The organism is Kocuria rhizophila DC2201 (assembly GCF_000010285.1).
GTDB classification, from domain to species: Bacteria; Actinomycetota; Actinomycetes; order Actinomycetales; family Micrococcaceae; genus Kocuria; species Kocuria rhizophila_A.
The window spans coordinates 1,044,036-1,057,233 of record NC_010617.1; the positions used below are offsets into that span (position 1 = coordinate 1,044,036).

Consider the following 13,198-nt stretch of genomic DNA (forward strand, 5'->3'; position numbering starts at 1 on the left):
GACTTATGACAAAAACAATGACACGAAGATGCGCGCAACTGAGTCCACTGCTGTGTGGAATTGGGACAGCCAAGGCTCCGCAGATCCGCAGGGAGAGTCCCGCAGTGTGGGGGTGGAGGTTCTAAGAGGGCCTGGGCCATTAGGGCCTGTGCGGTGTCGACCGCACCCCTACCCGGATTGCCCGAGGCTGGTCACGAGGTTAAGGGCCACAGCGATGACGAACGTGCCGAAGGCGTAGGCCAGCAAGGAGTACCCAAAAGCCACTCGACGCATCTCGGTCGAGGACAGTTTGGCGTCGAAGGTGTAGGTCATCCCCACCATGAAGGACACGAAAGCGAAGTCGCTGTAGGTCGGGTCCTGTCGTTGCTCGAAAGTGAACTCGTGTTTCTCATCATGGTAGTACAGCCTCGCTAGCTTGAACGCGTAGACCGTGTTGATCAGCGCCCAGGAAACCACCACCGAGACCAGCGCCAGGACCCCCGAAAGGGTACCGACCACGTCGGTCTGCTGCGATCGGAGCAGGCCGAACACGACGGCTACGAGACTGACCACGGTGGCGCCTACGATCAGCGCGTCCACAACTCGCCGGGCTTTTCCCTCCTCCCGGGCGATAGCACGCGTGGTGTGCGCATCGGCCCGCCAATACCGGACCCACGCCCAGAACAGGAACGTGAGGCCGGCACAGATCCAGCCGAGCAACCCGATGATCTCGGCCGCAGCCCCCAATAAGGCGGCCACGACCGCGACCGCGATCCCCACCATCATGGAGAAGAAAACCTTGCGATTGATGTGCGATTTCACGACAAACTCCTATCATCACGGACAAATGCACGGAGCTCGGCTCGCTCGCGCACCCCTCCCTGGATGAGCGGGGTCACGCCGATCAACCCGGCGCAGATCGACTGCGGCGCCACTAGGTACAACCAACGGGGCCCGTTAGCGTGAATGGCCTGCACGCAGAGATTTGCGATCAGCAAGCACAGGATGGGGGAGCAGGCTCGACCGAACACCCCAACTCAACACGCTCCTGGAGCGTATCGTGCCGGGCAGGACGTTGGTCGGCATTGAGGCGCGCAAGAGCAAGTGGGTGCGGACAATTACGTTCCAAAGCATCCGCATCGCCACGGACTGTCCTTCCCCCGCGGCTCTCTGACGAACAAACCTCCGAGAGAAGGCCCGTATTTGAAGCGATGGCCGCCCCGACGAACAGTCGCAATCACTTAACGATGTGACGATCTTCCAGTTCACTACACGCCTGAAGTACATCATCCCCTGGGCAACCTGCATCCAGGCGGCGACGCGTTGCGTACTGCGTACCTCAACGCGTACGTGGCCACTACTCACTCCGGGCACCAAAAGGGCCCCTGATCGGCGTTTCTCATGATCAGGGGCCCTACCTTGTGCCCGCGACAGGATTCGAACCTACGACCTTCTGCTCCGGAGGCAGACGCTCTATCCACTGAGCTACGCGGGCGTGTCAGGTGCGCCACCCGTTTCATCCGGGCTGCAACGACGACTCGACGATACTACCAGGTGCACTCGGTGCACGAATCCGCGCCAGGCCGGGCCCGCACGAGCCCGCGAGCGTGTTAATCGTACCGGTCCGTGGCCGCGGGAACCGCTGCGCGTGACGGTCGGCGAATCGGTCCGCATGCACCTGCCCCGCTACACTGTCACGGTGACTCCTGAAGAACTTTCCTCCGCCGTCTCCGCATGCCTGCAGGACGCCGTGGCCGCCGGTGAACTCACCGTCGTGGACGGCGTCGACCTGCCCGAGGCGAAGGTGGAGCGCCCGAAGAACCGTGACCACGGCGACTGGGCCACCACGGTGGCCATGCAGGTGGCAAAGAAAGTGGGGCGCAGCCCTCGGGACGTCGCACAGATCCTCTCCGAGCGGCTCGCGCGGGTGCCCGGCGTGAAGACCGTGGACATCGCCGGACCGGGGTTCCTCAACATCACGCTCGACGCAGCCGCGGCCGGTGGGCTCGCGCAGTCGGTCGTGGAGCAGGGCAGCGCGTTCGGCACGGGGGACGCCCTGGCCGGGACCACCATCAACCTGGAGTTCGTCTCCGCCAACCCCACCGGGCCCATCCACCTGGGCGGCACCCGCTGGGCGGCCGTGGGCGACTCCCTCGCCCGGGTCCTGCAGGCCCAGGGCGCCGAGGTGGTGCGCGAGTACTACTTCAACGACCACGGCAACCAGATCGATCGCTTCGCCCGCTCCCTGCTGGCCCGCGCCCGCGGCGAGGCCGCTCCCGAGGACGGCTACGGCGGGCAGTACATCTCGGACGTCGCCCAGGAGGTGCTCGCTCTGCACCCTGACGCCCTGGAGTCGGAGGACCCCCAGGAGGTCTTCCGGGCCGCAGGCGTGGAGCTGATGTTCGCCCAGATCAAGTCCTCGCTGCACGAGTTCGGGGTGGACTTCGACGTCTTCTTCCACGAGAACTCCCTGTTCGAGGACGGGCAGGTGGAGAAGCTGCTGGAGCAGCTGCGCTCCTCGGACTCCCTCTACTTCGCGGACGGCGCGTGGTGGCTGCGCTCCACGGAGCACGGGGACGACAAGGACCGCGTGGTCATCAAGTCGGACGGCAACGCGGCCTACATCGCCGGTGACATCGCCTACTTCAAGAACAAGCGGGACCGCGGCGCGGACCTGTGCATCTACATGCTCGGTGCGGACCACCACGGCTACGTGGCCCGGCTCAAGGCCGCGGCCGCCGCGCTGGGGGACTCCCCGGACGCCGTGGAGGTGCTGATCGGGCAGATGGTCAACCTCGTGCGTGACGGCGAGGCCGTGCGGATGTCCAAGCGCGCGGGCACCGTGGTGACCATGGAGGACCTCGTGGAGGTCGTGGGGGTGGACGCCGCGCGCTACTCCCTGACCCGGTACTCCGTGGACTCGAACATCGACATCGACCTCGACGTGCTGACCCGGCGCTCCAACGAGAACCCCGTGTTCTACGTGCAGTACGCCCACGCCCGCACGTGCGCGGTCGCCCGCAACGCGGAGGCCGCCGGGGTGCGCCGCACGGACGACGCCGGTGCCCCCCAGTTCGACGCCGCCCTGCTGTCGCACCCCCGTGAGGCGGACCTGCTCGCGGCTCTGGGGCAGTACCCGTCCGTCGTCGCGCAGGCCGCGGACTTCCGCGAGCCGCACCGCGTGGCCCGCCACCTCGAGGCCCTGGCCGGCGCGTACCACCGCTGGTACGACGCGTGCCGCGTGACCCCGCAGGGTGACGGGGAGGTCGAGCTCGTGCACCACACCCGGCTGTGGCTCAACGACGCCGTGCGCCAGGTGCTGGCCAACGGGCTGGACCTGCTGGGCGTCTCCGCGCCCGAGAGGATGTGAGCCGGTGAGTGAGGACACCGTGACTGGCCACCCGCTGGCCCCCGCGTGGCTGCGGGTGCCGCATGACGCCGCGGAACTGGACCCTGCGGTGTTCACCGGGCAGTACGCGCGGGACGCCTCCGGGTGCGTGACCGTGGACGGGATCCCGGTCACGGAGCTCGCACAACGCCACGGTTCCCCGGCGTACGTGGTCTCGGAGCGCACGTTCCGCTCCCGGGCCCGCCGGGTCCGCGAGGCGTTCGACGCCGCCCTGGAACCCCTCGGGGTGCAGGTGGCCGTCTACTACGCCTCCAAGGCCCTGCTCTGCACGTCCGTGGCCCGCTGGGCCGTGGCGGAGGGTCTCGGCATCGACACCGCCTCCGGCGGGGAACTGGCCGTGGCGCTCGCCGCGGGGGTCCCCGGGGAGCGGATTGCGCTGCACGGCAACAACAAGTCCGCCGAGGAGCTCTCGGCCGCTCTCGACGCCGGTGTGGGCCGCATCGTGGTGGACTCCCTCCCGGAGGTCGAGCTGCTGGCCACGCTCGCCCGGCAGCGGGGAACCCGCGCTCCCGTGATGCTGCGCGTGACCCCGGGGGTGCACGCGTCCACGCACGAGTTCATCGCCACCGCGCACGAGGACCAGAAGTTCGGGCTCTCGCTGCACGCCGCCGCCGACGGGGAGGACTCTCCCGCCCTGCAGGCCGTGGCCGCGTGCCTCGCGCAGGACGACGCACTGGAGCTGCGGGGGCTGCACTGCCACATCGGCTCCCAGATCTTCGCCGCCGAGGGCTTCGCGCAGGCGGCCGAGCGGGTGCTGGCGCTGCGGGAGACCGTGGCAGGGCGCTGGGGGCTGGCGCTGCCCGAGATCGACCTGGGCGGCGGGCACGGCGTGGCGTACACGGCCGCGGACTCCGCCCGTGAGATCACCGACATCGCGGGGGACCTCGCGAGCCTGCTCGCCAAGGCGCTGGAGACCTCCCAGCTGCCCGCCCCGCACCTCTCGTTCGAGCCCGGGCGCTACATCGCCGGGCCCTCCGGGTGCACGGTCTACACCGTGGGCACCGTCAAGACCGTCACCGTGAGCCCCGGGGTGCAGCGCCGCTACGTGTCCGTGGACGGCGGCATGAGCGACAACGCCCGGCCCGTGCTCTACGACGCCGACTACACCGCGGTGCTCGCCAACCGGGTCTCTCCCGAGGCGCCGGTGCTCTCCCGCGTGGTGGGCAAGCACTGCGAGTCCGGGGACGTGGTGGTCAAGGACGTCTACCTCCCCGGGGATGTCCACCGGGGGGACCTGCTGGTGGTCCCGGTGACGGGTGCGTACTGCTGGTCCCTGTCGAGCAACTACAACTGGCTGCCGCGGCCCGGGATCGTGGCTGTGGGGGAGGACGGCGTCCCGCGCGAGATCGTGCGGCGCGAGTCCATGGCGGACCTGCTCGCCCGGGACCCCGGTGCCGGGGCGGACACGACCAGCTGAGCGGGCCGCGGGGGACGTCACGGAGCCGCGCGGCGTCGTCGTCCTTGCCATGATGGGAGGGGCGCCCGCCGCCACGGACACGGCACCGCCGGTCCGGTCCGCTGGTGCGCGCACGCCGCGCGGCCCGGCGGTCCGCTTGGCCGGGGACTGCCCGACCGGCGCGCCGTCCGGCCGGACAGCCGTCCGCGCCGAGACCCGCACCACCGAACGACCCATCTGCCGCACCACTGATCCACCGCACCGCCGCCCGGCCGGACCACGGCACGGGCGTCAGGCCCGGGGCCGCGGCGCCCCGGGACGCAGAACCGCCGCACGACCCCGACGCCGTGAGACCACGGAGGAGCCCAGGAGCCATGAACACCACCGCCACGAGCGCCCACGAGACCCCCGTCCTCAACGTCGGCCTGCTGGGGGCGGGCACGGTGGGCTCTCAGGTGGCCCACGTGCTGCTCACCCGCGGGGACGAGCTGGCCCTGCGCAGCGGGGTGCGGCTGAGGCTGTGCGGGATCGCGGTGCGGGACACCGCCGCCCCGCGCGACGTCGAGCTGCCCGCGGAGCTGCTGACCACCGACGCGGACGCGGTGATCGACGCCGCGGACGTGGTCGTGGAGCTCACCGGCGGCATCGAGCCCACCCGCAAGCGCGTGCTGCGCGCCCTGCAGGCCGGGACCTCCGTGATCACGGGGAACAAGGCCCTGCTCGCGGAGTCCGGGCGGCAGCTGCAGGACGCCGCGGGAGCCTCGGGGGCCCAGCTGTCCTACGAGGCCGCGGTGGCCGGGGCCATCCCGATCGTGCGCCCCATGCGCGACTCGCTCGCGGGGGACCGCGTGGAGCGCTTCCTGGGGATCATGAACGGCACCACCAACTTCGTCCTGGACCAGATGGACACCACGGGCGCCGCGTTCGAGGACGCACTGGCCGAGGCCCAGCGCCTGGGCTACGCGGAGGCGGACCCCACCGCGGACGTCGAGGGCCACGACGCCGCCGCCAAGACCGCCGTGCTGGCCTCCCTGGCGTTCCACTCCAGCTACACGATCGAGGACGTCCACTGCGAGGGGATCACCGGGGTCACGGCGGAGGACGTCGCGGCCGCCCGGGAGGCCGGGTACGTGATCAAGCTGCTGTCCGTGGGGGAGCGCTGCGGGGACGGCGTGAACCTGCGGGTGAACCCCGTGATGATCCCGCGCGAGCACGTGCTCGGGGGCGTGCACGGCGCCTACAACGCGGTGTTCGTGGAGGCCGCCGCGGCCGGGTCCCTCATGTTCTACGGACAGGGCGCCGGTGGTGAGCCCACGGCGTCCGCGGTGCTGGGGGACCTCGTCTCCGCGGCCCGGGCCATCGCCCTGGGCGCCCAGGGGATCCCGCTCGCGGACTACGCGGCGCTGCCCGCTGTGAGCATGGACGACGTCACCACGCGGCTGGCCGTGACCCTGGCCGTGACCGACCGGCTGGGCGTGCTCGCGCGGCTCGCCCAGGTGTTCGCGGACCACGGGGTCTCCATCTCCACGATGCAGCAGAGCGAGGACCCCCGCGTGACGGGGACCTCCCTGCTGCGCCTGGTCACCCACTCCGGGCGCCACGCGGACCTCATGGCCACGGTCGAGGCGCTGCGCTCGCTGCCCGTGGTCCGGGACGTGGTCTCCGTGACCCCGGTGGAGACCGGAGAATAGAGCGGGAGCCGGCCGGGCGGCGTCGTCGCACCCTCCCGGACCGGCACCGCACGCCGCGCCCACGCGCGGCACGAGAGCTGAACCGACAACCCCTTCACCCGAGGAGCATCACGGCATGGCACACGTCTGGCAGGGCGTCATCAACGAGTACAGGGACCGGCTGCCCGTGACTGAGCGGACCGAGGTGGTGACCATGGGCGAGGGCGGCACCCCGCTGATCCCGGCGCCCGCGCTGTCCGAGCTCACGGGCTCCACCGTGTGGCTGAAGTTCGAGGGCATGAACCCCACGGGCTCGTTCAAGGACCGCGGGATGACCATGGCCATCACCAAGGCCAAGGAGGCCGGCGCGCAGGCCGTGGTGTGCGCTTCCACGGGCAACACCTCCGCATCCGCCGCCGCGTACGCCAAGCAGGCCGGGATGCGCAGCGCGGTGCTCGTGCCCGAGGGCAAGATCTCGATGGGCAAGATGTCCCAGGCCGTGGCGCACGGTGCGGACATCATCCAGGTGGACGGCAACTTCGACAACTGCCTGGAGGTCGCCCGCAAGCTCTCCGAGTCCTACCCCGTGTTCCTGGTGAACTCCGTGAACCCGTACCGGATCGAGGGCCAGAAGACCGCGGCGTTCGAGGTGGTGGACACGCTGGGCGACGCCCCGGACATCCACGTGCTGCCCGTGGGCAACGCCGGCAACATCACCGCGTACTGGAAGGGCTACCGCGAGTACGCGCAGGATACCCCGGGCACCTCGGGGGAGGTGCTGCCCGCGGTGGCCACGCGCACCCCGGCCATGTGGGGCTTCCAGGCGGAGGGTGCGGCCCCGCTCGTGCTGGGCCACCCCGTGACCGAGCCGGAGACCATCGCCACGGCCATCCGGATCGGCAACCCCGCGTCGTGGGACACGGCGATCGCGGCCCGGGACGAGTCCGGTGGGCTCATCGACGCCGTCACGGACGAGCAGATCCTGGAGGCCCACCGCTGGTTGTCCTCGCGCGAGGGCGTGTTCGTGGAGCCGGGCTCCGCCGCGAGCGTGGCCGGGCTGCTCATGAAGGCGCGCGCGGGGGAGGTGCCCTCGGGCGCCACGATCGTCGCCACGGTGACGGGCCACGGCCTCAAGGACCCGCAGTGGGCGGTCAAGGGTGCCGAGGCCGAGGACGCCCGGGCCGCGGAGCCCCAGCGCGTGCCCTTCGACGTCGTGTCCGTCGCCGCGGCCCTCGGTCTCGCGTGAGCACCCGGGACGCCACGCACGAGCCGGTGTCCGGGCTCTACACGCCCGCCCCGGTGGGCACGTGGGTGCGCGTGAGCGTTCCCGCGTCCACCGGCAACGTGGGCCCGGGCTTCGACTCGCTGGGCCTGGCCCTGGAGCACCGCGACACCGTGACCGTGACCCGCATCGCGCACGGCCTGGAGTTCGAGCTGCACGGTGAGAGCGCGCAGGACGTCCCCCGCACCGCGGAGCACCTCGTGCTGCGGGCCGCGCAGGCCGCGTTCGACGCCGCCGGCGCCGGGGCCCTGCCCCCCGTGCGCCTGAGCGCCCACAACGTGATCCCGCACGGCCGGGGGATGGGCTCCTCCGCGTCCGCCGTGGTCGCCGGGGTGCTCGCGGGCAACACTCTGCTGCCCCGCGCGCTGCGCCTGGACGCGGACACGGTGCTGCAGGTGTGCTCGGCGCTGGAGGGCCACCCCGACAACGTGGCCCCCACCCTGCTGGGCGGGCTGACCATCTCCTACGAGGAGCAGGGCCGGTTCCACTCCGTGCCCGTGCGCGTGCACCCGGACGTGGTGCCCGTGGTGGCCGTGCCGGACTTCGAGGTGGCCACGTCCGTGGCCCGCGGCCTGCTGCCCGAGCACGTGCCGCACCACGATGCCGCGGTCAACGCCGGGCGCGCCGCGCTGCTCGTGACCGCGTTGGGTCAACGCCCGGAGCTGCTGCTGCCGGCCACCCGCGACCTGCTGCACCAGGACTACCGGGCACGCGCCATGACCCCGAGCCACGACCTCGTGACCGGGCTGCGCGAGCGGGGCCACGCGGCACTGATCTCGGGTGCCGGACCCACCGTGCTCGTGCTCGCGCACGGGGAGCGGGCCGCGCGGGCCGCCGAGGCGGCGGTCGCCGAGCTCACGGCCGGGGCGGCGTCGGCGGCGCTTGCCGAGGGTGGAACACCCGTGGCGTGGCGTGTGCGTGCCCTGCGGGTGCCCACCGAGGGTGCTAAAGTGGAGTCATCCACGCAATAGGCCCCGGGTTCACCTCCGCCTGCCGGACGGTGCAGCCCCGCAGTTGAGCCCCGTGCGCAGTGACCCACCGCAGGTGTTCGAAGGCGTCGCCTCTCTGCGATCCTCTCCCGTGCAGCCCCGCCACCTCTGTGATGTGGCAGTCCGCTCGAGCGGGAGAATCGGGGGAATCCATTGCCGATCGCGCGTGCTCACTGCGCGTGTCTTCCGTGGCCCGCCGCGCGCGGCCCACACCCACAACGTCGGGCTGTCGGCGATCTGAAGGCCGCAGCCCCCACCGAGTCAGAAGGAACCTTCGTGACAGAATCCACCGCCCCCGAACAGGGAACGGAATCCTCGAACGCCCAGAGCACCGGCCTCTCCGGCCTCAAGCTCGCCCAGCTGCAGGCGCTCGCCGCGCAGCTCGGCATCACGGGTGCGCGCCGCATGCGCAAGTCCCTGCTGGTCGAGGCCATCGAGGCCCACCAGCGCGGCGGCGCCGTCGCCGCCCGGGACAAGGCCGTGGAGGAGAAGATCGAGCAGACCGCTCGCAAGGCCTCCCAACGCCACACCTCCTCCGGCGACGACGCCGCCCCGGCCAACGGCTCCGACGAGTCCTCCGCGGCCACGTCCTCCGAGGACGCCGACGAGCAGGGCGCCGAGCGGCAGTCCGGTTCGCGCCGCTCCCGCCGTGCCACCGCCGGAGGCGAGCGCCACGGTGCCCGGTCCGCCCAGGAGCAGCCGGACGCGGAGCAGGGCGGCAAGGATCAGGCCGAGGAGCAGGGCCCGGCGCGCCAGGACGGCTCCCAGGACTCGTCCGAGCAGTCCGGGGACTCCAAGGACGGCCGCGGCGGGCGCAACCAGCGGGCTCGCGGCAACCGCGGCGAGAAGTCCTCCCAGCAGGACCGGGACAGCTTCTCCTCGGAGGACAAGCCCGGCAAGCAGGACGGCCGCTCCGAGGGCGGTCGCCAGCGCAACCAGCAGGGCGAGTCCAAGGACGGCGGCCAGGAGCAGAACAACCGCCGCGGCGGCAAGGACAACGGTTCCAAGGACAACGGCTCCCGGGACGGTGGCTCGAAGGACGGCCACTCCAAGGACTCCGGGGACGGCGGCAACCAGGACGGCCAGAACCGCAACGAGCGCCGCAACCGCAACGACCGCGGTGGCAACGACGGCGAGGGCGGCTCCCGCCGCAACCGGCGCAACCGCAACCGCAACGACCGCAACGAGCGCGGGGACCGTTCGGACCGCAACGACCGCAACGAGCGGCGCAACCGCCGCAACCGGAACAACGGTCCGGACGTGGACGACGTCGAGATCACCGAGGACGACGTCCTGCTGCCCGTGGCGGGCATCCTGGACGTGCTCGACAACTACGCGTTCGTGCGCACCTCCGGCTACCTGCCGGGCCCGTCCGACGTGTACGTGAGCCTGTCCCAGGTCAAGAAGAACAACCTGCGCAAGGGCGACGCCGTGGTGGGCGCCATCCGTGCCCCGCGCGAGGGCGAGCAGCACAACAACTCCCGCCAGAAGTTCTCCGCCCTGGTCCAGCTGACCTCGGTCAACGGGCGCACCCCGGAGGAGAACAAGGAGCGGGTGGAGTTCAACAAGCTCGTGCCGCTGTACCCGCAGGAGCGGCTGCGCCTGGAGACCGATCCCAAGAAGATCGGTCCCCGCGTGGTGGACCTGGTGGCGCCGATCGGCAAGGGCCAGCGCGGCCTGATCGTCTCCCCGCCCAAGGCCGGCAAGACCCTCATGCTGCAGTCGATCGCCAACGCGATCACCACCAACAACCCCGAGGTGCACCTCATGATGGTGCTCGTGGACGAGCGCCCCGAGGAGGTCACCGACATGCAGCGCACGGTGAAGGGCGAGGTCATCGCCTCGACCTTCGACCGTCCCGCGGACGACCACACCACGGTGGCGGAGCTCGCGATCGAGCGCGCCAAGCGCCTCGTGGAGATGGGCATGGACGTGGTGGTCCTGCTGGACTCCATGACCCGCCTGGGCCGCGCGTACAACCTCTCGGCTCCCGCGTCCGGGCGCATCCTCTCCGGTGGTGTGGACTCCGCGGCGCTGTACCCGCCCAAGAAGTTCTTCGGCGCCGCGCGCAACATCGAGAACGGCGGCTCGCTCACCATCCTGGCCACGGCTCTCGTGGAGACGGGCTCCAAGATGGACGAGGTGATCTTCGAGGAGTTCAAGGGCACCGGCAACATGGAGCTGCGCCTGTCCCGCCAGCTGGCGGACCGCCGCATCTTCCCGGCCGTGGACGTCAACTCCTCCGGCACCCGCCGCGAGGAGAACCTGCTCTCGCCCGAGGAGATCAAGATCATGTGGCGCCTGCGCCGCGTGCTCTCCGGTCTGGAGCAGCAGCAGGCCCTGGAGCTGCTCACCAGCAAGCTGCGGGACACGCAGTCCAACGCCGAGTTCCTGATGCAGGTCCAGAAGACCACGCTGGCCGGCCACTAGGAACCGCACCCGCGGTCCGCCCGTCCCACCCGTCGATCAAGGAGTCCACCCCATGTCCGATCCTGTTCAGCCGCTGCTGGACGAGCACGCCCAGCTGCAGCGTGAACTGGCGGACCCCGCCGTCCACGCGGACGCCGGACGGGCCCGGAAGCTGGGGCGCCGCTACTCGGAGCTCAACGGCATCGTGGAGGCGCACCGGCGGGTGGAGCGGCTCTCCGAGGACCTCGAGGCCGCGCGCGAGCTCGGGAGCATGGACCCCGAGCTCGCCGCGGAGGTCAAGCCGCTCGAGGAGGAGCTCGCGGTGGCCAGGGAGGCGCTGCGGCGCAAGCTGGTCCCGCGGGACCCGGACGACGGGCGCAACGTGATCCTCGAGGTCAAGGCGGGGGAGGGCGGGGACGAGTCCGCGCTGTTCGCCGGTGACCTGTTGCGCATGTACATGCGCTTCGCGGAGCAGTCCGGTCTCAAGACCGAGATCCTCTCCTCGACCCCCACCGAGCTGGGCGGCTACAAGGACGTCCAGCTGGCGGTCAAGGGCAGCTCCTCGGACCCGTCCGAGGGGGCGTGGGCCCGCTTCAAGTACGAGGGCGGGGTGCACCGGGTGCAGCGCGTGCCCGTGACCGAGTCCCAGGGCCGTGTCCACACCTCGGCCGCCGGGGTGCTCGTGTTCCCCGAGGTGGACGAGCCGGACGAGATCGACATCAGCCAGAACGACCTCAAGATCGACGTCTACCGCTCCTCGGGCCCGGGCGGGCAGTCCGTGAACACCACGGACTCCGCCGTGCGCATCACCCACGTGCCCACGGGCATCGTGGTGTCCATGCAGAACGAGAAGTCCCAGCTGCAGAACCGTGAGGCCGCCATGCGCGTGCTGCGCGCCCGGCTGCTCGCGCACCAGCAGGAGCAGATCGACGCGGAGAACGCCGCCGCCCGCAAGTCCCAGGTGCGCACCGTGGACCGCTCGGAGCGGATCCGCACCTACAACTTCCCGGAGAACCGGATCGCGGACCACCGCACGGGCTACAAGGCCTACAACCTGGACCACGTGCTGGACGGCGCGCTGGAACCGGTGATCGCCTCGGCGGTCGAGCTCGACGAGAAGGCCCGCCTGGAGCAGCTGGGCCAGGACTCGGCGGAGCAGGGGTCCGCGGGCCGGAGGGGCTGACCCGGTGGGCAGCACACTCGCCCAGGCCATCGCGTGGGCCCGCGCCGAGCTCACCGCGGCCGGTGTGGCCTCCCCGGACAACGACGCCGCCCTGCTCGCCGCCCACGCGCTCGGGCTCTCCCGCGGTGAGACCGAGGCCCGGGCGATCCTGGGGTCTCCGGAGCCGGAGGGGTACCGCGAGCTGGTGCACCGCAGGGCCGCGCGCGAGCCCCTGCAGCACATCACGGGCACGGCCCCCTTCCGCCAGCTCGAGCTCGCCGTGGGGCCCGGGGTCTTCGTGCCCCGTCCTGAGACGGAGCTGCTCGTCCAGCTCGCCCTGGACCACGCGCGTGCGTGGCGCGAGGCCGGCGAGGTCCATCCCGCGGTGATCGACCTGGGCACGGGCTCGGGGGCCATCGCCCTGGCCGTGGCGAGCGAGGACCCCGCGTGCCGGGTCACCGCCGTGGAGCGGGAGCCCGCCGCCCTGGCGTGGACCCGTCGCAACCTCGCGGGCACCCGGGTGCGGCTGCTGGAGTGCGACTACCGGGACGTCTCGGTGCCCACCGCCGGGCGGTTCTGCGTGGTGGTCACCAACCCGCCCTACGTCCCCGAGACGGACGTCCCGCGTGATCCCGAGGTGCGGGAGCACGATCCCGCCACGGCCCTCTACGGCGGGGACGCCACGGGGATGCGCCACCCGCTCGCGGCCATGGACACGGCCGTGCGGGTGCTGCGCCCCGGGGGGTCGTTCATCATGGAGCATGCGGAGTCCCAGGTCGAGGCCGTGGCGCACGCGCTGCGCGAGCGGAGTTTCCGCAACGTGGAGCTGCACCGCGACCTCACGGACCGTCCCCGGGCCACCAGCGCGGTGCTGCCCGGGGACCCCGGCAGCTGAGCCGCGG

General features: G+C 71.5%; 9 protein-coding genes and 1 tRNA gene. 8 read left to right on the forward strand and 2 right to left on the reverse strand.

The genetic code is table 11. From position 1 onward, the window contains the following. Window positions 1–168 precede the first annotated feature (168 nt). Together KRH_RS04635 and KRH_RS04645 are read right to left on the reverse strand one after the other, a co-directional pair. Entirely contained in the window at window positions 169–801 is a 633-nt protein-coding gene (locus tag KRH_RS04635) for a DUF1345 domain-containing protein (RefSeq protein WP_012398028.1), read from the reverse strand. Window positions 802–1,401: 600 nt separating this feature from the next. Next, window positions 1,402–1,474: transfer RNA gene (locus KRH_RS04645), tRNA-Arg, on the reverse strand. Between the two features lie 204 nt (window positions 1,475–1,678). On the opposite strand from KRH_RS04645, the gene argS reads away from it, so the two are divergent. From argS to prmC, 8 genes are all read left to right on the forward strand, one after another. Further along, the gene (argS, locus tag KRH_RS04650) at window positions 1,679–3,349 is read left to right on the forward strand and encodes an arginine--tRNA ligase (RefSeq protein WP_012398030.1); all 1,671 of its coding nucleotides are present in this window, start codon (window positions 1,679–1,681) and stop codon (window positions 3,347–3,349) included. Window positions 3,350–3,353: 4 nt separating this feature from the next. Continuing rightward, entirely contained in the window at window positions 3,354–4,805 is a 1,452-nt protein-coding gene (gene lysA, locus KRH_RS04655; RefSeq protein WP_012398031.1) for a diaminopimelate decarboxylase, read from the forward strand. Between the two features lie 353 nt (window positions 4,806–5,158). After that, entirely contained in the window at window positions 5,159–6,475 is a 1,317-nt protein-coding gene (locus KRH_RS04660) for a homoserine dehydrogenase (RefSeq protein WP_012398032.1), read from the forward strand. 115 nt (window positions 6,476–6,590) lie between these two features. Continuing rightward, on the forward strand, window positions 6,591–7,700 hold the full coding sequence (gene thrC / locus KRH_RS04665) for a threonine synthase (protein WP_012398033.1): 1,110 nt from the start codon (window positions 6,591–6,593) through the stop codon (window positions 7,698–7,700). Next, complete coding sequence (gene thrB / locus KRH_RS04670; protein ID WP_226905900.1) at window positions 7,697–8,707, forward strand: homoserine kinase; 1,011 nt, start codon at window positions 7,697–7,699, stop codon at window positions 8,705–8,707. Before thrC ends, thrB begins: the two co-directional genes overlap by 4 nt. 294 nt (window positions 8,708–9,001) lie before the next feature. Then, window positions 9,002–11,155 carry a transcription termination factor Rho gene (rho, locus tag KRH_RS04675; protein WP_012398035.1) on the forward strand — a complete coding sequence of 718 codons (2,154 nt, stop codon included), beginning with the start codon at window positions 9,002–9,004 and terminating at the stop codon, window positions 11,153–11,155. 52 nt (window positions 11,156–11,207) lie between these two features. Then, window positions 11,208–12,317, forward strand: coding sequence for a peptide chain release factor 1 (gene prfA / locus KRH_RS04680; protein WP_012398036.1), 1,110 nt, complete (start codon window positions 11,208–11,210; stop codon window positions 12,315–12,317). Window positions 12,318–12,321: 4 nt separating this feature from the next. Beyond that, complete coding sequence (gene prmC / locus KRH_RS04685) at window positions 12,322–13,191, forward strand: peptide chain release factor N(5)-glutamine methyltransferase (protein WP_012398037.1); 870 nt, start codon at window positions 12,322–12,324, stop codon at window positions 13,189–13,191. Window positions 13,192–13,198 lie beyond the last annotated feature (7 nt).